21 protein-coding genes are annotated in these 22,884 nt (G+C 66.7%); 3 read left to right on the top strand and 18 right to left on the bottom strand.

The window, feature by feature from the left end; genetic code table 11:
* Nucleotides 1–46 precede the first annotated feature (46 nt).
* Complete coding sequence (gene apaG / locus ACQKIE_RS17720) at nt 47–430, top strand: Co2+/Mg2+ efflux protein ApaG (protein ID WP_427461590.1); 384 nt, start codon at nt 47–49, stop codon at nt 428–430.
* A gap of 69 nt (nt 431–499) precedes the next feature.
* Entirely contained in the window at nt 500–1,351 is an 852-nt protein-coding gene (locus tag ACQKIE_RS17715; RefSeq protein ID WP_427461588.1) for a symmetrical bis(5'-nucleosyl)-tetraphosphatase, read from the top strand.
* Between the two features lie 58 nt (nt 1,352–1,409).
* On the opposite strand, the gene secA is transcribed toward ACQKIE_RS17715, so the two are convergent.
* Entirely contained in the window at nt 1,410–4,124 is a 2,715-nt protein-coding gene (gene secA / locus ACQKIE_RS17710) for a preprotein translocase subunit SecA (protein ID WP_427461586.1), read from the bottom strand.
* A 135-nt stretch (nt 4,125–4,259) separates the two neighbouring features.
* Nucleotides 4,260–5,201 carry a M23 family metallopeptidase gene (locus ACQKIE_RS17705; protein ID WP_427461584.1) on the bottom strand — a complete coding sequence of 314 codons (942 nt, stop codon included), beginning with the start codon at nt 5,199–5,201 and terminating at the stop codon, nt 4,260–4,262.
* A gap of 31 nt (nt 5,202–5,232) precedes the next feature.
* On the opposite strand from ACQKIE_RS17705, the gene ACQKIE_RS17700 reads away from it, so the two are divergent.
* The gene (locus ACQKIE_RS17700) at nt 5,233–5,691 is read left to right on the top strand and encodes a DciA family protein (protein ID WP_427461582.1); all 459 of its coding nucleotides are present in this window, start codon (nt 5,233–5,235) and stop codon (nt 5,689–5,691) included.
* A 210-nt stretch (nt 5,692–5,901) separates the two neighbouring features.
* On the opposite strand, the gene lpxC is transcribed toward ACQKIE_RS17700, so the two are convergent.
* The 16 genes from lpxC to ACQKIE_RS17620 all read right to left on the bottom strand — a co-directional run.
* Nucleotides 5,902–6,813, bottom strand: a complete 912-nt coding sequence (gene lpxC / locus ACQKIE_RS17695; RefSeq protein WP_427461580.1) for a UDP-3-O-acyl-N-acetylglucosamine deacetylase — start codon at nt 6,811–6,813, stop codon at nt 5,902–5,904.
* A gap of 326 nt (nt 6,814–7,139) precedes the next feature.
* On the bottom strand, nt 7,140–8,324 hold the full coding sequence (gene ftsZ, locus ACQKIE_RS17690; protein ID WP_427461578.1) for a cell division protein FtsZ: 1,185 nt from the start codon (nt 8,322–8,324) through the stop codon (nt 7,140–7,142).
* A gap of 128 nt (nt 8,325–8,452) precedes the next feature.
* Nucleotides 8,453–9,688, bottom strand: coding sequence for a cell division protein FtsA (gene ftsA / locus ACQKIE_RS17685; RefSeq protein ID WP_427461576.1), 1,236 nt, complete (start codon nt 9,686–9,688; stop codon nt 8,453–8,455).
* 7 nt (nt 9,689–9,695) lie between these two features.
* Nucleotides 9,696–10,436: a cell division protein FtsQ/DivIB gene (locus ACQKIE_RS17680; protein WP_427461574.1), complete on the bottom strand. Its 741-nt coding sequence runs from the start codon at nt 10,434–10,436 to the stop codon at nt 9,696–9,698.
* Complete coding sequence (locus tag ACQKIE_RS17675; RefSeq protein ID WP_427461572.1) at nt 10,433–11,407, bottom strand: D-alanine--D-alanine ligase; 975 nt, start codon at nt 11,405–11,407, stop codon at nt 10,433–10,435. The genes ACQKIE_RS17680 and ACQKIE_RS17675 overlap by 4 nt, the downstream gene beginning before the upstream one ends.
* On the bottom strand, nt 11,404–12,846 hold the full coding sequence (murC, locus tag ACQKIE_RS17670) for a UDP-N-acetylmuramate--L-alanine ligase (RefSeq protein ID WP_427461570.1): 1,443 nt from the start codon (nt 12,844–12,846) through the stop codon (nt 11,404–11,406). Before murC ends, ACQKIE_RS17675 begins: the two co-directional genes overlap by 4 nt.
* Complete coding sequence (gene murG / locus ACQKIE_RS17665) at nt 12,843–13,928, bottom strand: undecaprenyldiphospho-muramoylpentapeptide beta-N-acetylglucosaminyltransferase (RefSeq protein ID WP_427461568.1); 1,086 nt, start codon at nt 13,926–13,928, stop codon at nt 12,843–12,845. Before murG ends, murC begins: the two co-directional genes overlap by 4 nt.
* Nucleotides 13,925–15,148, bottom strand: a complete 1,224-nt coding sequence (gene ftsW / locus ACQKIE_RS17660; RefSeq protein WP_427461566.1) for a putative lipid II flippase FtsW — start codon at nt 15,146–15,148, stop codon at nt 13,925–13,927. The genes murG and ftsW overlap by 4 nt, the downstream gene beginning before the upstream one ends.
* Nucleotides 15,149–15,153: 5 nt before the next feature.
* Nucleotides 15,154–16,236, bottom strand: a complete 1,083-nt coding sequence (gene mraY / locus ACQKIE_RS17655; RefSeq protein WP_427461564.1) for a phospho-N-acetylmuramoyl-pentapeptide-transferase — start codon at nt 16,234–16,236, stop codon at nt 15,154–15,156.
* On the bottom strand, nt 16,226–17,590 hold the full coding sequence (locus tag ACQKIE_RS17650; protein WP_427461562.1) for a UDP-N-acetylmuramoyl-tripeptide--D-alanyl-D-alanine ligase: 1,365 nt from the start codon (nt 17,588–17,590) through the stop codon (nt 16,226–16,228). Before ACQKIE_RS17650 ends, mraY begins: the two co-directional genes overlap by 11 nt.
* Nucleotides 17,587–19,074 carry a UDP-N-acetylmuramoyl-L-alanyl-D-glutamate--2,6-diaminopimelate ligase gene (locus tag ACQKIE_RS17645; protein ID WP_427461710.1) on the bottom strand — a complete coding sequence of 496 codons (1,488 nt, stop codon included), beginning with the start codon at nt 19,072–19,074 and terminating at the stop codon, nt 17,587–17,589. Before ACQKIE_RS17645 ends, ACQKIE_RS17650 begins: the two co-directional genes overlap by 4 nt.
* Nucleotides 19,075–19,076: 2 nt before the next feature.
* Nucleotides 19,077–20,885 (bottom strand): peptidoglycan D,D-transpeptidase FtsI family protein, encoded by a 1,809-nt coding sequence (locus tag ACQKIE_RS17640; protein ID WP_427461560.1) that lies wholly within the window; start codon nt 20,883–20,885, stop codon nt 19,077–19,079.
* Nucleotides 20,882–21,154, bottom strand: a complete 273-nt coding sequence (gene ftsL / locus ACQKIE_RS17635; RefSeq protein ID WP_427461558.1) for a cell division protein FtsL — start codon at nt 21,152–21,154, stop codon at nt 20,882–20,884. The genes ACQKIE_RS17640 and ftsL overlap by 4 nt, the downstream gene beginning before the upstream one ends.
* Nucleotides 21,151–22,080 (bottom strand): 16S rRNA (cytosine(1402)-N(4))-methyltransferase RsmH, encoded by a 930-nt coding sequence (gene rsmH / locus ACQKIE_RS17630; protein ID WP_427461556.1) that lies wholly within the window; start codon nt 22,078–22,080, stop codon nt 21,151–21,153. The genes ftsL and rsmH overlap by 4 nt, the downstream gene beginning before the upstream one ends.
* A 42-nt stretch (nt 22,081–22,122) precedes the next feature.
* Entirely contained in the window at nt 22,123–22,569 is a 447-nt protein-coding gene (mraZ, locus tag ACQKIE_RS17625; RefSeq protein WP_427461554.1) for a division/cell wall cluster transcriptional repressor MraZ, read from the bottom strand.
* Nucleotides 22,570–22,684: 115 nt separating this feature from the next.
* A partial coding sequence (locus tag ACQKIE_RS17620) for a hypothetical protein (protein ID WP_427461552.1) occupies nt 22,685–22,884 on the bottom strand: 200 nt, incomplete at its 5' end.

The following is a 22,884-nucleotide window of genomic DNA, read 5'->3' as shown; positions in this document are numbered from 1 at the left end:
CGGGTCCATACTTGCCCACCCCCTCCCCGTCCCCGACAATCCCTGCATGAACTCCAAATCCCCCTACACGATCGACGTGGAGGTCGAAACCCGCTTCGTTCCCGACCAATCGCATCCCACGGATAACCGTTACGTGTTCGCCTACACGATCACGCTGCGCAACGCCGGCCAGACTGGCGCACAGTTGCTCACGCGGCATTGGGTCATCACGGATGCGAACGGCAAGGTCGAGGAAGTGCGTGGCGACGGTGTCGTCGGCGAACAGCCGTGGATGCGTCCGGGCGATTCGTTCGAGTACACCTCCGGCGCGGTGCTCGAGACGGCGGTCGGCACGATGGAAGGCAGCTACCGCATGGTGGCCGACGACGGCACGCATTTCGACGCGCCCATTCCCACTTTCGTGCTTTCGATACCACGCACGCTCCACTAGGATCGGAACCATGGACTGCGCGCACGCCGGGAACGGCCAAAAGGGAACACTTCTGGAGCAACGGGACTGATGGCCGTCTACGCGATCGGCGACGTCCAGGGTTGCTATCCCGAACTCCAGCGATTGCTGGAAAAGCTCCGTTTCGATCCTGCCGCCGACAAGCTCTGGTTCTGCGGTGACCTGGTTAACCGTGGCGGCGAGTCCCTCGCCACGCTGCGGCTCATCCATTCGCTGCGCGACAACACGATCATCACGCTAGGCAACCACGATCTCTCGCTGCTGGCGATCGGCCAGCGACGCGAAGACGCACAGGCAAGGGTGAACCCGGAACTTCGCGAGGTGCTGTTCGCCGACGACGCGCCCGTGCTGCTCGAATGGCTGCGCATGCAGAAGCTCCTGCACCACGACGAAGAGCTGGGGTGGACGATGGTCCATGCCGGCCTCGCGCCCATCTGGACCTTGCGCCAGGCGCAGCGCGCCGCGCTGGAAGTGGAGCGTGAACTCGGTGGTCCGCGCCACCAGCGGCTGCTCAAGAACCTCTTCGGCAATCGCCCGCCGGGCTGGACGAATCGCCTGCAGGGCGTCGAGCGCCACCGGGCGACCATCAATACACTGACGCGCATGCGCTACTGCGACGTCAACGGCCGCATCGACTTCGAAGGAAAGGGCGTTCCGGGCACGCAGAAGCCCGGCCTCTATCCCTGGTTCGAGGTGCCCGGCATGCGCCGGCGCGAAACGAAGATCGTCTGTGGCCACTGGTCGGCCCTGGGCCGCTTCGCCGGCCTCGGCGTCTTCGCGATCGATACCGGCTGTGTCTGGGGCGGCCAATTGACGGCGCTACGCCTGGACGTGCCCGAGCCGGCATACATCACGGTCGAGGCGGAACCTTATCGGCAGAAGCCGAAGGGTGGCGGCGACTGAGGGTTCGCCGGCGCCGGCTCCTCCTGAAAGAAACCCGCCTTTCGGCGGGTTTCTCGTATCAGCTCAACTGGCCGTGGCAGTGCTTGTACTTCTTGCCCGAGCCGCAGGGGCAAGGGTCGTTGCGTCCGACCTTCGGCCCCTCGTTGAACACCGGCGCCATGGCCTGCGCCGTTTCGACGCCAGCCTCGCCCTGGCTGGCCGCCTGGGCGTCGGCATGCTGGAACTGCAGGCGCTGCCCTTCGGCCACGCGCTGCTGCTCCGCTTCCATCGCCGCGACTTCGTCCTCGCTGCGGATACGGATGCGGGCGAGCATCTGCACCACCTCACCCTTGATCCGGTCGAGCATCTCGGCGAACAGTTCGAACGACTCGCGCTTGAACTCCTGCTTCGGCTGCTTCTGCGCATAGCCGCGCAGGTAGATGCCCTGGCGCAGGTAATCCATGCTGGCGAGGTGTTCCTTCCACGCGTTGTCCACGACCGAGAGCATCACGTGCTTCTCGAGCGAACGCATCGTCTCGGCCCCGATCTGGGCTTCCTTCTCCGCGAACAGCGCATCGACGGCCTCGCGCACGTGATCGAGGATCTTCTCGGAGTCGGCGTCCTGCTGGCCTTCCAGCCAATGCGCGACGTCGAGTCGAAGGTTCAGCTCGCTCGCCAGTTCGCGATCGAGACCGGCGATGTCCCACTGGTCGTCGATGCTGTCGGCCGGAACGAACTTCCGTACCAGTGCCTCCACGACGTCCTGGCGGATGTCGCCGATCATGTCGGAGATGTCTTCGGCCTCGAGCAACTCGTCGCGCTGCGCGTAGATCACCTTGCGCTGGTCGTTGGCGACGTCGTCGAACTCGAGCAGATTCTTGCGGATGTCGAAGTTGTGCTGCTCGACCTTGCGCTGCACCTTTGCGATCTGGCGCGTGATGAGGCGATCTTCCAGCGCCTCGTCTTCCTTCATGCCGAACATCTGCATCCAGCGGCCGATGCGCTCGCCGCCGAAGATGCGCATGAGGTTGTCTTGCAGCGACAGGTAGAAGCGCGAGGAACCCGGGTCGCCCTGGCGGCCCGAACGGCCACGCAGCTGGTTGTCGATGCGGCGGGACTCGTGGCGCTCGGTACCGATGATGTGCAGGCCGCCCGCGGCAAGTACCTGCTCGTGGCGCTGCTTCCACTCCTCGCGCACCTTCTGGCGCTGGGCCTCGGACGCGTCGTCCGGCAATGCGGCCAGGGCGGCGTCGAGGCTGCCACCCAGCACGATATCCGTGCCGCGGCCGGCCATGTTCGTCGCGATCGTCACGGCGCCCGGCGCACCGGCCTGGGCGACGATGTGCGCTTCGCGCTCGTGCTGCTTCGCGTTCAGCACCTCGTGCGGGATGCGCTCCTTCTTGAGCAGGCCGGAAACGAGCTCCGACACGTCGATCGAGGCGGTACCCACCAGCACCGGCTGCCCGCGCTCGTGACAGGCCTTGATGTCCTCGATCACGGCCTTGTACTTGGCCTCGGGGCCGAGGAACACCGAATCCGGGTTGTCCACGCGGATCATCGGCTTGTGCGTCGGGATCACGACCACTTCCAGGCCGTAGACGGTCTGGAATTCGTACGCTTCCGTGTCGGCCGTACCGGTCATGCCGGCCAGCTTCTTGTACATGCGGAACAGGTTCTGGAACGTGACCGTCGCGAGCGTCTGGTTCTCGCGCTGGATGGGCACGCCTTCCTTCGCCTCGACGGCCTGGTGCAGGCCATCGGACCAGCGACGGCCGGCGAGCGTACGGCCGGTGAACTCGTCGACGATGATGACTTCGCCGTCGCGCACGATGTAGTCGACATCGCGCTGGTAGATCGCGTTGGCGCGCAGCGCCGCGTTCATGTGATGGACGACGGCGAGGTTCTTGGAATCGTACAGGCCGCTATCGGGCTCGATGACGCCCGCGTCGCGCAGCAATTGCTCCGCGTGCTCCATGCCCTCTTCGGACATGTGCACCTGCTTCTGCTTTTCGTCGACGAAGTAGTCGCCCGGGCCGTCTTCCTTTTCCTGGCGGGTGAGGTGCGGCACGACCTTGTTCACCGCGATGTAGAGCTGCGGGGAATCCTCGGCGGGGCCGGAGATGATCAGCGGCGTGCGCGCCTCGTCGATCAGGATCGAGTCGACCTCGTCCACGATGGCGTAGTGGAGGCCGCGCTGGTTGCGCTGCTCCTTGCTGAGCGCCATGTTGTCGCGCAGGTAGTCGAAACCGAATTCGTTATTCGTACCGTAGGTGATGTCCGCCTGGTAGGCGCTGCGCTTGTCGGCGTGGTCCATGCCCGGGTACACGACGCCGACCGTCAGGCCGAGGAAGTTGTACAACTTGCCCATCTGCGCCGAGTCGCGGCGGGCCAGGTAGTCGTTCACCGTGACGACGTGGACGCCCTTGCCTTCCAGGGCATTGAGGTACACCGGAAGCGTGCCGACGAGAGTCTTGCCCTCACCCGTGCGCATTTCCGCGATGCGGCCGGAATGCAGCACCATGCCGCCGATCAACTGGACGTCGTAGTGACGCATGCCGAGGACGCGCTTGGCCGCCTCGCGAACGATCGCGAAGGCCTCGGGCAACAGCTTGTCGAGTGCTTCGCCCGCGGCGAGGCGCTGGCGGAACTCGTCGGTCTTGCCACGGAGGGCGTCGTCGGAAAGGTTCTCGAATTCCGGCTCGAGGGCGTTGATGCGCTTGACCGTCTTGGAAAGGTCGCGCAGCACACGCTCGTTACGGCTGCCGAAAATACTCGTCAGTGCACGATTGAACATCGATCATCCGGATCTGAAACGAAGACTAAGCCGCACGGCGCATGGCCGGTCGGCACGAAGGGACGATCATACTACGGGCGTCCCCGGCTTTCCTCGGGGTGGCGGCGGCCCGGGCCGGATTCAAGGGAACCGCTGTCAGCGGTGGCTGCGGACGAATGCCAGCGGATTCACCACGCGATTGTGGTACCAGACCTCGAAGTGGACGTGGGAGCCCGTCGAGCGCCCGGTGGACCCTGCCTTGGCGATGACGTCGCCCACCCGGACCCGTTGCCCCGGGCGCGCGATGATGGCGCTGTTATGGGCGTAGCGGGTCATGTATCCGTTGCCGTGGTCGATCTCCACGACATCGCCATAGCCCGATCGTTGGCCCGCGAAGGTGACCATGCCCTCGGCCACGGCCGTGACCGGCGTGCCCTTCGGGGCGGCGATATCGATGCCGGTATGACGGGCGGCGTGCCCGCTGAATGGGTCGGGCCGGCCGCCGAAATAGGAGGAGATATAGCCGTTCACGGGCATGCCCGTGGGCCGGAGGCTCGATTCGATGCTGCGATCCATCAGCATGTCGCGCAAGGCCTCGAGCTGGGCCTGCTGGGTGTCGAACTGGCCGGACAGTCGCTCGATGCTCTCGCCCAGGGAGGCGGGCAACGTGTAGGCCGGTGTGGGCGCATCGGAGGTGGTGAGTTCCGGCCCGCCCTGGCCAGGCTCCTCGTCGAAGTCGAATTCGCCGTCGTCGAGCTTGCCGACCTGGGTCAACCGTTCTCCGAGGGCATTGAGACGCACGGACTGGGCCTGGAGCTGGCCGAGCTTGACGGCCAGCGCGTCGAGGTCGCGCTGGGCGTCCCGCTTGATCTCCGCCACGCGGGCATCCTGGTCGCCGACCTGCTGCTTGAGATGCCCGATGTCGCCGAGGGCGCTCGCTTTCGGGCCGGCCACGGCCAGGGCGACACCGGCACCGAGGCCAGCGATGCCGACAATGCCGGCCAGACCGATCGCCAAGGCCTTGCAGCGCAGGCGCCGACAGGTCAGGTCGAGCGTTTTCGGCCCTTTCTGGCCGCGAGACACGAGTATGATCTGCATACGTTCCACATCGAATAGTTAAAGCCGGCCCATGCCACCGCCGCCCAGCCCGTCCCGCCGTTCCACCAACGGACTGAAGTCCGTCGGGGAGTTCGGGCCCGTCGCGTCACTGGCCCAACGGGCCCGCGAACTCGACCGCCTGGACCGCCAGCTGCGCGCGACGCTGCCATCGCCGTTGCGTGACCAGATCCGCTTCGCGGACCTGCGCGACGGCAGGCTCGTCTTCCTTGCGCCCTCATCGGCCTGGGCCTCGCGGGTGCGCCTTTACCAGGCGCAGATCCTCGAGGCCGCCCGCGCCATCGGCGCAAAGGCCCATTCGGTTGCCGTGAAAGTGGCCCCCCTGCCACCCGAGGAAATCATCCCCGACCGGCACAAACCGCTTTCCGCCTCGGCCGCTCGCCACTTGCGAGCCGCCGCCACGTCACTCTCCGACCCCACGTTGCGGGATCTGTTCCTTTACCTGGCGTCCCAGGCCGAAAATTCAGAATAATCCTAGCGTTACACTCGTCCGTCACGGTCCGTAAGCACCCACGGACCACGAAGGTGGCGAACTTTATAGCACGCATGAAGCGCGTAGACACCGAAAATGCACATAAAATTCACTGAACGTGACCCGGTTCACGGGCGCGTCTGTGGCGCTTCCCACAACAAAAAAGGCCGCGAAGATCGCGGCCTTTTTTGTTGATACTGGCTCTGGCGCTTAGACGGCTTGGGCCGGATGCGCGTACGAGATGGGAGCCTTCGCAGGGTCCTTGAAGCTGACCTCTTCCCACGCCGTGACATCGGCCATGAGGCTGCGAAGCAGCTTGTTGTTGAGCTCGTGACCCGACTTGTGCGCCGAGTACGCGCCGATCAGGCTGTGGCCCAGCATATAGATGTCGCCGATGGCGTCGAGGATCTTGTGCTTGACGAACTCGTTGTCGTAACGGAGGCCGTCCTCGTTCAGCACGCGGTAGTCGTCGAGCACGACGGCGTTGTCCATCGAACCGCCGAGCGTGAGGTTGCGCTCGCGCAGCATCTCGATGTCACGCATGAAGCCGAAGGTGCGGGCGCGGCTGACTTCCTTGACGAACGACGTCGTCGAGAAATCCATCTCGGCCTGCGAATTGCGCTTGTTGAACAGGGGGTGGTCGAACTCGACCGAAAAGCCCACCTTGAAGCCGTCAAACGGCTCGAGCTTGGCCCACTTGTCGCCGTCCTGGACGATGACCGGCTTCTTGATGCGGATGAAGCGCTTTGCCGCTTCCTGTTCCTCGATACCAGCGGACTGGATCAGGAACACGAACGGGCCTGCGCTACCGTCCATGATCGGCACTTCCGGTGCCGACAGGTCGACGTACGCATTGTCGATACCGAGGCCCGCCATCGCCGAGAGCAGGTGCTCGACCGTCGAAACGCGGACATCGCCATTCATGAGCGTGGTGGACAAACGCGTGTCACCGACGTTCTCCGGACGCGAGCGAAGCTCGACCGGCGGATTGAGATCGGTACGGCGGAATACGATGCCCGTATTCGGCGCCGCGGGACGAAGCGTCATGTACACCTTGTCGCCGGTATGGAGACCGACGCCCGTGGCGCGAATGATGTTCTTGAGCGTGCGCTGCTTGATCATGTTGGGCAGAACCTTGTGGCAGCAGCCTTGAGTGTTGGACATGCTAACACAGTCTTAACCTCGGAATAAACAAACCGAACGGTACAGTCCAGCATTGGCTTCACTGTTCCTTCAGCATCAGCCGCGACCCATTCTCATTTGGCCTGCGACTGATTCCTCGCCCGTTCAAGCACTTGCAAGTAATTGATATCGCTTGCAGCTTTTTCCACCGAAGACGACGAAGAGCCCCGCCGCCCGGACGGGACGGCGGCGGGTACTCCGGACAGACCCGGCCTCGTGCCGGGACGTCCTCACGTTTTCCTTAACGTGCCTTGCGTGAGTGCCGGTCAGTCGGCCTGGCGGCGCAGGAACGCCGGAATATCCAGGTAGTCGATCGCCGGTTCGGCGTTCTTCTGCGACGGCTGTGCCACTTCGGAGCGCACGGACGGCGCGACGTCCGCCGCGTAATCCACGACTTCGTTACCCGTGCCCGTGCGGAGCACCACCGGACGCGGACGCTGGCGCATCTCCACATGCTGCTGGACCGGCTGGCGGATCGGCTGCTTCGCGGTCACGCCGCGGTTCAGGCCGGTGGCCACCACGGTCACGCGGACATCGTCCTGCATGTCCGGATCGAGCGAGGTACCGATCACCACGGTCGCGTCTTCCGAAGCGAAGTCATGGATGACGCGGCCGATCTCGTCGAACTCGCGCATGGTCAGGTTGGGACCGGCGGTGACGTTCACCAGGATGCCGCAGGCACCGGAGAGGTTCACGTCCTCCAGCAGCGGGTTGTTGATCGCCGCCTCGGCGGCGGCCTGGGCGCGGTCATCGCCGCGGGCCGTGCCCGAGCCCATCATCGCCATGCCCATCTCGCTCATGACGGTGCGGACGTCGGCAAAGTCGACGTTGATCAGGCCCGGGGCCGTGATCAGGTCGGCGATACCCTGGACGGCGCCCTGGAGCACGTCATTGGCCGCCTTGAACGCGTTCAGCAGCGTGACTTCGCGACCGAGCACCGACAGCAGCTTCTCGTTCGGCACCGTGATCAGCGAGTCCACGTGCTGGGACAGGTCCTCGATGCCCTTGAGCGCCACCTGCATGCGGCGACGGCCCTCGAACGGGAACGGCTTGGTCACCACCGCCACCGTGAGGATGCCCTTCTCCTTGGCCAGCTGCGCCACGACCGGCGCGGCGCCGGTACCGGTGCCACCGCCCATGCCGGCGGTAATGAAGACCATGTCCGCACCCTCGAGCATTTCCTCGATGCGCTCGCGGTCTTCCAGCGCGGCCTGGCGGCCGACTTCCGGATTCGCGCCCGCGCCCAAGCCCTTGGTGACGTTGCCGCCGAGCTGGAGGTGCGTGCGCGACGCGCAGCTCTTCATGGCCTGTGCGTCGGTATTGGCGACGACGAACTCGACGCCCTCGATGTTGGAATTCACCATGTGGGCCACGGCGTTGCCGCCGCCACCGCCCACGCCGATGACCTTGATGACCGCATTCGGTGCCAGTTTTTCGATCAGTTCGAACATTTCCCGTCCTCCGCAGAACTTTTGTTTTATTGGTTTATGTCCCGTGACCGACTCCTGTCGGTCGCGGGTTGCGGGCCTTCCTCTTGCCCCGGCGCCCCCATTCCCTCGGGCACCGGCTATCCGGTGAATCAGAAATTCTTGGTGAACCAGCTTCGGAACTTCTCCACGACGCTGCCGACGTTTCCGACAGCGGAGCTGGTATGGCGCGCGCTGCCGCTCGACCGCGAGCCATGCAGGAGCAGGCCCACGCCGGTTGAATGCAACTCGCTGGAAACGACGTCGCCCAGGCCGGACACGTGCTGCGGCACGCCGATGCGGACCATCTTGTGGAAGATCTCCTCGGCCAGCTCCAGCGCGCCTTCCATACGCGACGCACCGCCGGTGAGCACGATTCCCGCGGCGACCAGGCTCTCGTAACCCGAGCGGCGCAGTTCGTCCTGCACCATCTCGAAGATTTCCTCGTACCGCGCCTGCACCGACTGCGCGAGCGCCTGCCGGGCGAGGCGGCGCGGCGGACGGTCGCCGACGCTAGGCACCTGGATCGTTTCTTCCGCGTGTGCGAGCTGGGCCAGGGCGCAGGCGTACTTGATCTTGATTTCCTCGGCATGCGCCGTGGGCGTATGCACGCCGTAGGCGATGTCGTTGGTGACCTGGTCGCCGCCGACCGGAAGCGACTTGGTGTAGCGGATCGCGCCCTGCGTGTAGATGGCGATGTCCGTCGTGCCTGCGCCGATGTCGACGAGGCAGACGCCGAGCTCGAGTTCGTCCTCGGTCAGCACCGCCTTCGCGCTGGCGACCGCCGCCGGCACCAGCTCGTCGACCGACAGGCCGCAGCGCTGGATGCACTTGGAGATGTTCTGCACCGAACTCGCCGCACCCGTCACCAGGTGCACGCTGGCCTCCAGGCGCACGCCGCTCATGCCGACCGGATGGCGTATGCCGTCCTGGCCGTCGATGCGGTATTCCTGCGACTCCTTGTAGAGCACCTTGCGGTCGGCGGGGATCGCTACCGCGCTCGCCGCTTCCAGCACCTGCTCCAGGTCGGCGGCCATGACCTCGCGGTCGCGGATCGCCGCGGTACCGTGCGAGTTGCGCGTTTCCAGGTGGCTCCCCGAGATCGAGGCGTACACCGAACGGATATCGCAGCCCGCCATCAGCTCGGCCTCTTCCACCGCACGCTGGATGGAATGCACGGTGGACTCGATGTCGACGACCGATCCGCGCTTCATGCCGCGGGACACGTGGGTGCCGATACCGATGACCTCGATCGGTTCGCCGGGCTCGTACTCGCCGACGATCGCGACCACCTTGGAGGTGCCGATGTCGAGGCCGACGACGAGCTGTTTGTCGTTCTTGTTTCTCATGGTTAGCTCAGCTTCCGACCTTGGGTGTGGCCGTGGTTTCCGGTTCCGGCCACCGGATGGCGAATCCGTTGGTGTAACGAAGGTCGGCATAGGCGAAACCGCCGTGCCGACCGGCAACGAGTTGCGGGTAAACGTCGAGGAAGCGCGCGAGGCGGCGGTCCGCCTGGTCGCGGTCGCCAATCACGATCTCGGCGCCGCTGTCCGTGGTGACGCTCCAGCTGCCGCGCTCGCTCAGGGAGACGCCGACGATCGACAGCTGCGCCCTGCCCTCGAACGCCTTGCGCGCCTGCGCGTAGAAACTGACGACCTCGGCAAGCCGGGAATCCGGGCCGCTCAGGCGCGGCAGGTCGCCCATCTGGTCGGCACCCGGCGCGTCGAACACGAGGCCCTGGCGGCTGATCAGGCGGTTTTCGTTCCAGCGCGCGAACGGCTGGCGCTCGTAGATGCGCAGCAGCAGCGTGTCGGGCCAGCGCTTGCGCACCTCCACCGATTCCACCCAGGGCAGTGCACCGATCGCCTGGCGCACGTCCTCGAGGTCCGTCGCGAAGAAGCCTTTACCGAGACGCGGCAGGACGGCGCTGCGGATCTGCTCGGCACTGACGTGCGCGAACTCCGCCTCGACCTTGAGTTGCGTCACGGGCCAGCGGCCCGCGGCGAACCAGCCCTGCATCACGCCGACCACGGGCAGCACCACCAAGGTGATGGCGATACCCCAGGCGACGATCCGCGTGGCGGCGGCTCCCTTCATGCCTGCGCGCCCTCCCGCTGCAGCGACGTTTCGAGGATCCGCCAGCACAGGGCGGGATAATCCAGCCCTGCCGCGGCGGCGGCTTTCGGCACGAGCGAATGGGAGGTCATGCCTGGCGCGGTATTCACTTCCAGCAGCCAGTTCTTGCCGTGGCGGTCGCGCATGATGTCGACACGTCCCCAGCCGAAGCAGTCCACGGCATCGAAGGCCTGCAACGCCAGCGCGCGCATGTCGTCTTCCGCGGCGCCCGCCAGGCCCGGGACGATGTACTGCGTGTCCTCGGCGATGTATTTCGCGTTGTAGTCGTAATAGGCGGCGTTCGGCACGATCTTGATCGTGGGCAGCAGTTCACGGCCGAGGACGCCGACGGTGAATTCGCCACCCTCGTTCCCGTCGCCTTCGATCAGCGTTTCCATGAGCAGGTCACCGGGATAGCGGCGCGCCAGCTCGACGGCGGCGTCGAGGCCAGCTTCGTCGAACACGCGCGTGATACCCACGCTGGAGCCTTCCCATGCCGGCTTCACGATCAGGGGGAAACCGATCTCGCGCGCCGCGGCGTGCACGTCCGCGCCACGCGGCAGCGCCTTGAACTTCGGCGTCGGGAGGCCGAGGGCGAGCCACACCTGTTTGGCGCGTACCTTGTCCAGGGACAACGCGGAACCCAGCACACCCGATCCCGTGTAAGGCACACCCAGCGCCTGCAGCGCCCCCTGCAACTCGCCATTCTCGCCACCGGCGCCGTGCAGGATGTTGAACACGCGCGCGAAGTGCCCCGCGCGCACCGCGTCGAGCAGCGCGGGAATGCCGTCGATCGGATGCGCGTCGACGCCGCTGGCGCGCAGTGCCTCGAGCACGCCACGACCGGAGTTGAGCGACACGTCGCGCTCGGTCGACTGGCCGCCCATGACGACGGCGACGCGGCCGAAGTCGGCGGCGTCCGTCACGAGGCGGGGGAAACGGGTACGGCTCATTGCCTATGGGTCCTCAGGTTGCCGGCATTGGCCAGCTCGATCGCCGCGGCGCCGATGTCTCCGGCGCCAAGCAGCAGGATCAGGTCGCCGTCGCGCGCCAGCGCGGACAGCGTGTCGCGCAGGTCGCGCGGATGGTCGACCAGCACCGGATCGGTCTTGCCGCGTGCGCGAATGGCGCGTGCCAGCGCCCTGCCGTCGGCACCAGCGATGGGCGCTTCGCCCGCCGGGTAGACCTCGGTAAGCACCAGCACGTCCACCTCGGCGAGCACGTTGGCGAAGTCGTCGAGCAGGTCGCGCGTGCGGCTGTAACGGTGCGGCTGGAACGCGACCACGAGGCGGCGCTCCGGCCAGCCACCGCGCGCGGCGGCGAACACCGCGGCCAGTTCGCGCGGATGGTGGCCGTAATCGTCGACGAGCAGCACGCTTCCGCTGTCGAGGGCGATCTCGCCGCGACGATGGAAGCGACGACCGACGCCTTCGAAACGCGCCAGCGCGTGGGCGATGGCATCGGCATCCACGCCCAGCTGCCAGCCCACCGCGGCGGCGGCCAGTGCGTTCTGCACGTTGTGCCGCCCCGGAAGATTGAGCGTCACTGGGAGCGCCTCGGCCATGCCGGGCAGGCGAAGGTCGAAGTGCATCTCGAAGCCGACCTGGCGCACGTTTGTCGCCGTCACGTCGGCGGAGGGATGGTCGATGCCGTAGGTGAGCAAGCGGCGCGAGGTGTCCTGCGCCAGCTTTGCCGTTTCCTCGTCGTCGATGCAGAGCACGGCCAGGCCGTAGAACGGCAGGCGGTGCAGGAAGTCGCCGAAGGCCTTCTTCACCAGGGCGAAATCGCCGTGGTAATTCTCGAGGTGGTCCGCGTCGATGTTCGTCACCACCGCGATCACGGGCGAGAGCATCAGGAAGGACCCGTCGGACTCGTCCGCTTCCGCGACCAGGTACTGGCCGGTACCGAGGCGCGCGTTCGCACCGGCGGCGGTGAGCTGGCCACCGATCACGAAGGTCGGGTCGTAATCGGCTTCCGCGAGCACGCTGGCGACGAGGCTGGTCGTCGTGGTCTTGCCATGCGTCCCGGCGATGGCGATACCGCGCCGGAAGCGCATCAGCTCGCCGAGCATTTCCGCGCGCGGCACCACCGGGATGCGCGCAGCGCGTGCCGCCACGAGTTCGGGGTTGTCCGCACGGATGGCGCTGGAGGTAACGATGACGTCGGCACCGTCGACGTTGGACGCCTCGTGTCCGATGTGGACGTCCACGCCCAGCTTCGCCAGGCGCTCGGTGGTCGGCGACGGGGCGCGGTCGGAACCCGACACGCTGTATCCGAGGTTGCAGAGCACTTCGGCGATGCCGCTCATGCCGACGCCGCCCACGCCGATGAAATGGACACGGCGGAACGAGGTCATGAAATCTTCGTGGGCACGCAAACGACCGGGCGTCATGCGGAAACCTCCATGCAATGACGTGCAATCGTTGCTGCGGCGTCGGGCTTGGCCAGCGTGCGGGACGCATTGGCCGCGGACAGGATCCGCGCGCGGTCGCCCAACAGGTCGTCGAGCATCTTCGCGAGCAGTTCCGGGGAATCGTTTTTTGCGAGCAGGGCGTCGGCGACGATGCGCGCACCGCCGACATCGACCATCGCGCGGGCGTTCGCCGTCTGGTGGTCGTCGACCGCGTGCGGGAACGGCACCAGCAGGGCCTCGAGCCCGGCGGCGCAGAGTTCCGCCACTGTCAGCGCACCGGCACGGCAGACGACCACGTCGGCCCATTCGTAGGCACCGGCCATGTCCTCGATGAAGGGAACGACGCTCGCCGCCACGGCGGCTTCGGTATAGGCATCGAGCGCCTCCTGCAGCCCGCGCTCGCCGGTCTGGTGCACCACTTCCGGCAGGAGCGCGCCGGACGCGGCCATGCGCGACAGCGCGCGGGGCACGGCGAGGTTGAGCGTGCGCGCGCCGAGACTACCGCCGAGCACGAGCAGGCGAGCGCGGCCTTCGCGGCCGGCGAAGCGCTCCGCCGGCGCGGGCAGCGCGGCGATGCGCGCACGGACCGGATTGCCCACCCATTCCGCCTGGGGCAGCACATTGGGAAAACCGGTGAGCACCTTCTTCGCGAACGAGGCAAGCTTGCGGTTCGTGAAGCCGGCGACGGCGTTCTGCTCATGCACCACCAGCGGAATGCCCGCAAGCCGCGCGGCCACGCCGGCCGGCCCGGCGACGTAGCCACCCATCGAGAGCACGCAGCGCGGGCGCAAGCGGCGCAGCAGCTTGAGCGAAGCGAACAGTGCGCTGGCCAGCATCCACGGGGCCAGCAGGCGCGTCTTCACGCCCTTGCCGCGGAGGCCACCGACGGCCACCGTGTGCAGGTCCAGGCCATGCGCCGGCACGACGCGCGTCTCCATGCCGCCTTCCGCGCCGAGCCATGCGACGGGCACGCCGCGCGAGCGGAGCTCGTCGGCCACCGCGAGGCCGGGGAAGATGTGGCCGCCCGTGCCGCCAGCCATGATCAGCACCGGCGCGCTCATGCCATGCCTCCGGCCGGCGCGGCGGAATCGGGCACGGCGTTCGCCGGCAGTCGCACCGCCGTCTGCCGCGCGTCTTCCGCGCGATTGATCTCGAACGTGGCGCGCAGGAGCACGCCAACCATCGCGCAGGTCATCAGCACCGACGAACCGCCGGAGCTGATCAGCGGCAAGGTCAGGCCCTTCGTGGGCAGCACGCCCAGGTTCACGCCGATCGACACCATGGCCTGGAAGCCGATCATCAGGGAGATGCCGTAGGCCACGTAACCGGAGAAGCGATGACCGAGTTCCACGCCCTTGAGACCGATGTACAGGCCGCGGCCCACCAGCACGATGTAGAGGAAGATCACCAGCGCGATCCCCGCCAGGCCGAGTTCCTCGGCCAGCACCGCCAGGATGAAGTCGGTGTGCGCTTCGGGCAGGTAGAACAGCTTCTGCACACTGGAGCCGAGGCCCACGCCGGTCCACTCGCCCCGGCCCACCGCGATGAGCGCCTGGGTGAGCTGGAAGCCGTCGTTGAACGGGTCCTTCCATGGGTCGAGGAAGGAAGTGAGGCGCTTGATGCGGTAGTCCTCGGCGGTGGCCGCGTAGATCAGCGCGGGCACCAGCGGCGTACCGAGCAGCAGCAGGTTGCGCATACGCGCGCCGGCCAGCCAGACCATGCCGACCGTCGTGGCCACGACCAGCGCCGCCGAACCGAAGTCCGGCTGGGCGAGCAGCAGAAGGACGATGAGGCCCGCCACGCCGACCGGCTTCACCACGCCGAAGAGTTCGTACTCCACGCCCTCGCGATGGCGCACGAGGTAGCTCGAGAGGTAGGCGACGAGGATCAGCTTCACGGCCTCCACGGGCTGGAAGCTCGTCACCAGCAGGTTCACCCAGCGGCGCGCGCCGTTGATACGCATGCCGAACACCGGCAGGAACACCATGAGCAACATGATGATGCCGAGGAGCAGCAGGAGGAAGCTGTGCTTTTCCAGCGTCTTCAGCTCCGTACGCATCGCCGCGCCCGCGAGGCAGGCGCCGAGCGCGAGGAAGACGAGGTGTCGCTTCAGGTAATAGAACGCGCCCTGGTGCGAACCGTCGGCCACGGCGATCGAGCTGGAGGTGACCATCACCACGCCCAGCGCCGCGAGCGCGAGCGCGGCCACGAGCAGCGGGAGGTCGAAGCTCCCCCGCGGGCCCTGGCGGCGTTTCGCTTGCTTGTTGCCGATGCCGAACATGTTCCTCAGCGCACCTTCAAGGTAGCCAGACCGATAAGCACCAGCACGACGCTGATGATCCAGAAACGCACGATGACGCGGGGCTCGGGCCAGCCCTTCAATTCAAAATGGTGGTGGATGGGCGCCATGCGGAAGATGCGCTTGCCGCGCAGCTTGAAGCTGCCGACCTGGAGCATCACCGACGCCGTCTCCAGCACGAACACGCCGCCCATCACCAGCAACACGATCTCCTGGCGCACGATCAGCGCGACGCAGCCGAGTGCCGCGCCGATGGCCAGCGCACCCACGTCGCCCATGAAGACCTGCGCCGGATAGGTGTTGAACCAGAGGAAGCCGAGCCCGGCGCCGGCAAGGGCGCTGCAGAAAATCGCCAGTTCGCCCGCGCCGGGAATCGAGGGGATGCCGAGGTACTCCGAGAACACCTTGTTGCCGGCGAGGTAGGCGAAGATGCCCAGCGCGCCGGAGACGAGCACGCTCGGCATGATCGCGAGGCCGTCCAGCCCGTCGGTAAGGTTCACCGCGTTCGAAAAACCGACGATGATGAAATAGCCCACCACGACGAAGAACAGGCCCAGCGGGATCGCCACCTGCTTGAACAGCGGCACATACAGGGCGATTTCCGCCGGCAGCTGGTGGGTCTTGTAGAGGAACACCGCCGCACCCAGGCCGAACACCGATTGCCAGAAGTATTTCCAGCGACTGGCGAGTCCGCGGCTGTCCTTCAACACCAGCTTGCGATAGTCGTCGTAGAAGCCGATGACGCCGAACAACATCGTGACCAGCAGCACGACCCAGACGTAACGGCTACCGAGGTCCGCCCAGAGCAGCGTCGCGATGGCGACGGCGAAGAGGATCAGCAGGCCGCCCATCGTCGGCGTGCCCGCCTTCGAGAGATGGGTCTGCGGACCATCGCTGCGCACGACCTGGCCAGCCTTCAGCGCGGCCAGCTTGCGGATCAGCACGGGGCCGAGCAGCAGCGACACGGCCAGCGCGGTGAGCGCGGCCATGATCGCGCGGAAGGTGATGTACTGGAACAGATGCAGCGACGTGAAGTGCCGAGCCATCCATTCCGCCAGTTCAAGCAGCATCGGATGCTCCTTCAGCGTACGTCTTCAATGCGGTCACGACCCGGTCCATGCCGGACGAACGCGACCCCTTCACGAGGCAGGTGACCCCCTCGTGGACCTGCGCGCAGGCGGCTTCGATGAGCTCTTCCTGCGTGGCGAAATGCTGTGCTCCCGGCCCGAAAGCCTCCACCGCCGCCGCACTCTTCGTGCCGGTGGCGAGCAGGCGCTCGATGCCGCGCTGGTGCGCCAGGCGCCCGATGCCGGCGTGCAGCTTCAGCGCGTCGGGACCAAGCTCGGCCATGTCGCCCAGCACGAGCCAGCGCTCGCCGCGCGCCAGCGCGAGCGTATCGATCGCCGCGGCGGCCGAACCGGGATTCGCGTTGTAGCTGTCGTCGATCAGGATCCAGCCGCCCGGCATCGGCTCGAGGTCGAGCCGGCCCGACACGTGCGGGACCTGCTCCAGTCCGTCGACGATGACGTCGACGGGCACGTCCAGCGCCGTCGCGATCGCCGCGGCCGCCAAGGCGTTCGCGACGTTGTGACGGCCGGGCAGCGGAAGGCGCACGTCGCCGTCGCCGTGCGGCGTCGACAGCACGAAATGCGTGCCGTCGATGCGCTCCTCGACGATGTCGGCGCCGATGTCCGCGCGATGGTCCAGCGCGTAGCGAAGGATCCGCCGCGAACCGGCAAGGTTCGCGAAGAAGCCGGCGAAGCGCTCGTCGTCGGCATTGACGATGGCGACGCCGTCCGCCGGCAGGGACCGGTAGAGCGCGCCTTTGGTTTCGGCGACGCCTTCGATCGTGCCCATGCGCTCAAGGTGCGCGGGCGCGATGGAGTTGACGAGGCCGATATCGGGCCGCGCGATGGCGGCCAGGTAATCGATGTCACCGGGCTTGCCGGCGCCCATCTCGAGCACGGCATAGCGCGTGTCTTCCGGCATGGCCAGGAGGGTCAGCGGCATGCCGATCTCGTTGTTGAAATTACCGGCGTTCACGTGGGTGCGGCCGTGCCGGGAAAGGATCGACGCGGTAAGCGTCTTCACCGTGGTCTTCCCGTTGGAGCCGGTGATGCCGATGACGCGCACGTCGCGCTGCGCGCGCACCGCGCTGGCGAGATCGCCGAGGGCCAACTGCGTGTCGTCGACGATCACCTGCGGAATCGGTGCGTCGACGGGGCGCGTCACGAGCGCCGCCACGGCGCCACGCTCGGCGGCGGCCGCGACAAAGTCGTGCGCGTCCACGCGTTCACCCGGCAGCGCGACAAACAGGTCGCCGGGCTTCAGCGTGCGGGTATCGATGGAAAAGCCGGTCACCTCGGCGTCGGCGCCTTGCAGGCGGCCGCGGGTCCAGAGGGCGACGGCGGACAGGCGCATCATGCGCGGACTCCTTTCTTGCTCGATTCCATCGCTTCGCGGGCGACGGCGAGGTCGTCGAAGGGACGCTTGCCCTCCGGACCTTCCTGGTAGGTTTCATGACCCTTGCCGGCGATGAGGACGACATCGTCGGCCTTCGCGTCGGCAAGCGCCAGTGCGATGGCGTGCGCGCGGTCGCGCTCCACCATCACCGTTTCGGGATGACTGAAACCCGCCACGATCTGAGCGACGATCGCGTCACCGTCCTCCGTGCGCGGGTTGTCGTCGGTGACGATGACGACATCGGCGAGGCGCTCCGCGATACCCGCCATGATCGGACGCTTGCCCTGGTCGCGGTCGCCGCCGGCGCCGAACACGCACATCAAGCGGCCCTTGGTGTGCGAGCGCAGCGCGAGCAGCGCCTGCTTCAACGAATCCGGCGTGTGCGAATAATCGACGACCACGAGCGGCTTGCGGCCATCGCCACCGAGCCGGCTCATGCGCCCGTTCACCGGCTGCAGCGATTCGAGCGCCGCATGGATGCGATCGAATGGCTCGCCCAGCGCGCCGAGCGTCGCCGCGACCGCCAGCAGGTTGGCCACGTTGAAGCGGCCGAGGAGTCCGCTGCGCACGGTGCGCATGCCCCACGGCGTGATCAGGTTGAAGGACAGGCCCTTCGCCGACGTCACGATGATGTCCGCGCGAACCTCGGCGTCCTTCTCGGTGCTATCGCCCGCCATCGACGTGCGCAGCTTCGTCACGCCTTCAGGAAGCCCCTTCGCCAGCTTCACGCCGAACGGGTCGTCGATGTTGACCACGGCGGCATTCAGGCCATCGAAGGCGAACAGCTTTGCCTTGGCCGCGCCGTACGCTTCCATCGTCCCGTGGTAATCGAGGTGGTCGCGGGTGAGGTTGGTGAACACCGCCACGTCGAAGGCGATGGCGTTGACCCGGCCTTGCTCGAGGGCGTGTGAGGACACTTCCATCGCGACATGCGTGGCGCCCGCATCGCGGAATTCCGCCAGCAGCGCCTGCATGCTGATGGCATCCGGCGTGGTCCGCTCGCCTTCCGCGATCGCGCCATGCAGGCCCGCGCCAAGCGTGCCGACCGTGGCCGGCTTCCGGCCGAGGAACGCCAGCGCCTGTGCGATAAGTTGCACGGTCGAGGTCTTGCCGTTCGTGCCGGTCACGCCGACGATATCGAGCGCCGCGGACGGATCGCCGTAGTAGCGTGCCGCGATCGGGCCGGTCTTTTCGCGGAGGCCTTCCACGGCGACGACGGGAACGCCCACGTCGACGGCGTCGAAGGGGGGTTCGGCGAGGATCGCGACGGCACCCTGCGCGACCGCCTTGGCGGCGAATGCGATGCCGTGACCCTTCGTGCCTTGCAACGCGGCGAAGGCGTCGCCCTTCGCGACCTCCCGCGAGTCGAGCGACAGTCCCGAAACGACGAGATCGCCGGCCCCGGAGGCATCGGCGAATCCGTCGAGCAGGTCGGCGAGGCGCATGGTCACGGGACCACCTCTTCCGCCGCGCTCTCGTCCGCTTGGGGCGGCGGGGCATTGCTGGTGCCGATCAGGCCGCCCTGGCTCGGGCCGCCCGCATACCAGCGGCCCACGTTATCGGGGGCGATGTCGAGGAGGCGCACGGCACCTTCCATGACCTGGGCGAAGGCGGGACCGGCGACGGAACCGCCGTAGTAGTGGCCGCCCTTCGGGTCGTTGATCACCACGACAGTGACGAGACGCGGCGCGCTCGCGGGGATCATGCCGACAAACAGCGAGATGTAGTTGCGGGCGGTATAGCCGCCCACCGAGTTCTTCTTCGACGTACCGGTCTTCCCGGCGACGCTGTAGTTGGCGACGGAAGCAAAACCGTAACCCGTGCCGCCCGGCGCCAGCACCGTCTCGAGCATCGCCACGAGCGAGTGGGCCACTTCCGGCGTGACGATCTGGTTCGGCGGGTTGTCCGCGCCCTTGATGAAGCTCGGCGCGCGGAAGGCGCCGCCGTTGGCGATGGCCGAGTACGCGGTGGCCAGCTGCAACGGGGTCACGTTGAGGTTGTAGCCGTACGCGAGTCGCGATTTCTCGATCGGCTTCCAGGTGCGGCCCACCGGCAGGTAGCCGGCCGCTTCGCCAGGAAAGCCGCTGCCCGTGCTGTTGCCGAGACCGAAGGACTTGTAGACGCCGTACAGGAAATCGGTGTCGAGCGTCATCGCGATCTTCGCCGCGCCGACGTTGGACGACTTCGTGATGACGCCCGTGGGCGTAAGCGTGCCCCAGTTATGCGTGTCGTGGACAGGATGGCCGCCGATCATCCAGGTGCCCGGCGCCGTCTCGATCAGCGGTGCCGTGGGCGTGTACTTCCCGCTGGTCAGTGCCGCGGCCATGGTGAATGCCTTCATCGTGGAGCCAGGCTCGACCACGTCCGTCACCGCGCGATTGCGGCGCTCGGACGGCGTGCTGCCGCGCACCGCGTTCGGATTGAAGGAAGGCAGGTTCGCCATGGCGAGCACTTCGCCGCTGTGGACGTCCATCACCACGATCGAGCCGGAGTCGGCCTTGTTCTTCTCCAGGGAGTCCTTCAGCGCGCTATACGCGAGGTACTGGATGCGGCGGTCGATGGACAACGTGATGTCGCGGCCGGGCTGCGGCTCGCGAACCAGTTCCACGTCCTCGACGACATGCCCCATGCGATCGCGGATGACGCGCTTCGCGCCCGGCTTGCCAGCCAGCCACGAATCGAAGGACAACTCGAGGCCTTCCTGGCCGTGATCGTCGATATTGGTGAAGCCGAGGATGTGGCTGTTCACCGCGCCCGACGGGTAGTAGCGGCGATATTCGCGCTGCGAGGCGATACCGGGGATCTTCAGGTCGATGATCGCCTGCGCGTCTTCCGGCCGCATCTGGCGCGCGATGTACATGAACTCCTTGTCGGAGCGCTGCACGATCTTCTGCTTGAGGTCGTCGGCATCGACGTGCAACGCCTTGGCGAGTTCCGGGATGCGATCCTCGTTCTCGAGTACTTCGGGTGGGTTCGCCCAGATCGACACGACGGGTGTCGACACCGCGAGGGGTTCGCCGTTTCGGTCGAAAATCGTGCCGCGCGAGACGGCGATCGGCATTTCGCGCAGGAAGCGTGCGTCGCCCTGGTCCTGGTAGAACTGCTTGCGCACCACCTGCAGGTCGAACGCGCGGACGACGAGGCCGGATGCCGCGACGCAGAGCAGCGCGACGACGACCGTCATGCGCTTGCGCGGGCTCGGCCCCTGGCCGCGGCGGCGGCTGGGCACGACGGGCTTGCCGTAACGGGCCTTCATCGGCGCACCAACTGGATGTCCTGCGGCTTCGGCGTGAACATGCCAAGCTTGCCGCGAGCTTCCGCGTCGATGCGGGCCGGCTCGGCGTACGTGGCCTGCTCCAGTTCGAGGCGGCCGTATTCCACCCCGAGGTCATCCTTCTGCGTCTGCAGGCGCGAGAGCTCGACGAAGAGCACGCGACTCTCGTGGCGCGTCCACACCACGCCGATCGCGCTGGCGATGACCGCCAGCAGCAGGATCGTGAGGCAGACCGCGCCGAAGGCCTTCATCCGAGTTTCTCCGCGATGCGCAGCACGGCCGAGCGCGAGCGCGGGTTCCGCGCCACTTCGGCATCGGACGGGAAGATGGCTTTGCCGACCGGCTTCAGGCGGGCGACCTTCGCTTCGGCCGGCGGTGCGCGGCGGCTGCCTTGCACGCGGCCTTCGTGCCCGCGGATGAACTGCTTCACCGTGCGGTCTTCCAGAGAGTGGAAGCTGATGACGGCCAGGCGGCCGCCGACTTTGAGTAACGAAAGGGCGGCATCGAGTCCACGCTCGACCGACTCCAGTTCGGCGTTCACGCGGATGCGCAGCGCCTGAAAGGTGCGGGTCGCGGGATTCTTGCCGGGCTCGCGACGACCGACGCAGCGGGCGACGAGTTCGGCGAGCTCGCTCGTGCGGACGATCGGCGCGGTGGCGCGGCGCTCGACGATGGCCTTGGCGATGCGGCGGCTGAAGCGCTCCTCGCCGAAGGTCCACAGGACATCGGCGATGTCGGCCTCGTCCGCGTCGGCGAGGAAATCCGCGGCGCTGATGCCGCGCGTGGTGTCCATGCGCATGTCCAGCGGCGCGTCGGCCATGAAGCTGAAGCCGCGGCTGGCGTCGTCCAGCTGCGGCGAGGACACGCCGAGGTCGAGCAGTATCCCGTCGAGACCGCCTTCGAGAGCGGCCCATTCACCCATGCTGGCGAAGTTGTCGTGGCGCAGCGAGACACGGGGATCGGTGGCGAGGCCGGCCTCGGCGACGGCGATGGCGGCGGGATCGCGGTCCATGAGGAACAGGCGGCCGTCGGCCGAGAGACGGGCAAGGATCGCCCGCGCATGTCCGCCGCGGCCGAAAGTCCCATCCAGGTAACGCCCGTTCTCGCGCAAGGCGAGGCCCTCCAGTACTTCGTCGAGCATCACAGGGATGTGCGCATCGCGCCCCGCCGTCGCCACATCCCGCTCCCGTTCCACTAAAAACCTCGAATTAGTTCGTCGTCACAACCGCAGGTCCGCCATGTCGTCGCTTATCTCGTCCTCGCCGATCGTCTGGCGGATCTTCGCGAGGTGGGCCTGTTCGCTCCAAAGCTCGAACTTGTTGCCCATGCCCAGCAGGACGGCTTTTTTCTCTATCCCGGCGGCCGCGCGTTGACTGGACGGCAGGAGGATGCGGGCGGCGCCGTCCGGTTCGACGATGGCCGCGGCACCCACCAGCTTCATCTGCAACGCACGGTGGACGGCCTTCACGCTGGGCAGCGCATTGACCTGGTCGCGCACCTGTTCCCATTCCGCGTAAGGAAAGATCCAGAGGCAGCCCGTATCGAAGGGGTTGTAGGTGACGACCAAACGGTTCTTGCAGGCGTCGGCCACCGTCTCCCGATACGAAGTCGGGATCGTCAGACGACCTTTGTCGTCGACCGTGATGGCTGTCTCGCCTTGGAACATGTTTGCTGGCCGCCCCACCAAATCCCACGATTTCTCACTGGGGCCCACGATAGTCTCGCCCCCTGAGACTGTCAAGGAAATTTTTCTTGTGAATCAAGGAGAAAGGACACCTTCGTCACCATTTCCAGCCGTTTCTGAGGAACAGGTGGGAGGTGATTGAATCGTGGGGTTTTTTTGCGATGGGCTTCGCGTTTCGAAGACCTGCCGAACGTGCATTCAGCGCGAGCGGAATGAACCAATGTTCATTCGCGGAAACAATTGTGGGAAGCGCGCTGGCGCGCGAAGGGGCTTGTGGCGAGCCCCTTCGCGCGCCAG

Origin of the sequence: Luteibacter sp. NPDC031894 (genome assembly GCF_050273135.1) — a bacterium.
GTDB lineage: Bacteria > Pseudomonadota > Gammaproteobacteria > Xanthomonadales > Rhodanobacteraceae > Luteibacter.
The sequence above is the reverse complement of the archived record's forward strand: the minus strand, read 5'-3'. Positions and strand labels throughout refer to the sequence as shown.

Bases quoted from the DNA above. Each gene is read 5' to 3' on its own strand.
- apaG (WP_427461590.1), top strand. From the start codon at position 47: ATGAACTCCAAATCCCCCTACACGATCGACGTGGAGGTCGAAACCCGC.
- ACQKIE_RS17715 (WP_427461588.1), top strand. From the start codon at position 500: ATGGCCGTCTACGCGATCGGCGACGTCCAGGGTTGCTATCCCGAACTC.
- secA (WP_427461586.1), bottom strand. From the start codon at position 4,124: ATGTTCAATCGTGCACTGACGAGTATTTTCGGCAGCCGTAACGAGCGT.
- ACQKIE_RS17705 (WP_427461584.1), bottom strand. From the start codon at position 5,201: ATGCAGATCATACTCGTGTCTCGCGGCCAGAAAGGGCCGAAAACGCTC.
- ACQKIE_RS17700 (WP_427461582.1), top strand. From the start codon at position 5,233: ATGCCACCGCCGCCCAGCCCGTCCCGCCGTTCCACCAACGGACTGAAG.
- lpxC (WP_427461580.1), bottom strand. From the start codon at position 6,813: ATGATCAAGCAGCGCACGCTCAAGAACATCATTCGCGCCACGGGCGTC.
- ftsZ (WP_427461578.1), bottom strand. From the start codon at position 8,324: ATGTTCGAACTGATCGAAAAACTGGCACCGAATGCGGTCATCAAGGTC.
- ftsA (WP_427461576.1), bottom strand. From the start codon at position 9,688: ATGAGAAACAAGAACGACAAACAGCTCGTCGTCGGCCTCGACATCGGC.
- ACQKIE_RS17680 (WP_427461574.1), bottom strand. From the start codon at position 10,436: ATGAAGGGAGCCGCCGCCACGCGGATCGTCGCCTGGGGTATCGCCATC.
- ACQKIE_RS17675 (WP_427461572.1), bottom strand. From the start codon at position 11,407: ATGAGCCGTACCCGTTTCCCCCGCCTCGTGACGGACGCCGCCGACTTC.
- murC (WP_427461570.1), bottom strand. From the start codon at position 12,846: ATGACGCCCGGTCGTTTGCGTGCCCACGAAGATTTCATGACCTCGTTC.
- murG (WP_427461568.1), bottom strand. From the start codon at position 13,928: ATGAGCGCGCCGGTGCTGATCATGGCTGGCGGCACGGGCGGCCACATC.
- ftsW (WP_427461566.1), bottom strand. From the start codon at position 15,148: ATGTTCGGCATCGGCAACAAGCAAGCGAAACGCCGCCAGGGCCCGCGG.
- mraY (WP_427461564.1), bottom strand. From the start codon at position 16,236: ATGCTGCTTGAACTGGCGGAATGGATGGCTCGGCACTTCACGTCGCTG.
- ACQKIE_RS17650 (WP_427461562.1), bottom strand. From the start codon at position 17,590: ATGATGCGCCTGTCCGCCGTCGCCCTCTGGACCCGCGGCCGCCTGCAA.
- ACQKIE_RS17645 (WP_427461710.1), bottom strand. From the start codon at position 19,074: ATGCGCCTCGCCGACCTGCTCGACGGATTCGCCGATGCCTCCGGGGCC.
- ACQKIE_RS17640 (WP_427461560.1), bottom strand. From the start codon at position 20,885: ATGAAGGCCCGTTACGGCAAGCCCGTCGTGCCCAGCCGCCGCCGCGGC.
- ftsL (WP_427461558.1), bottom strand. From the start codon at position 21,154: ATGAAGGCCTTCGGCGCGGTCTGCCTCACGATCCTGCTGCTGGCGGTC.
- mraZ (WP_427461554.1), bottom strand. From the start codon at position 22,569: ATGTTCCAAGGCGAGACAGCCATCACGGTCGACGACAAAGGTCGTCTG.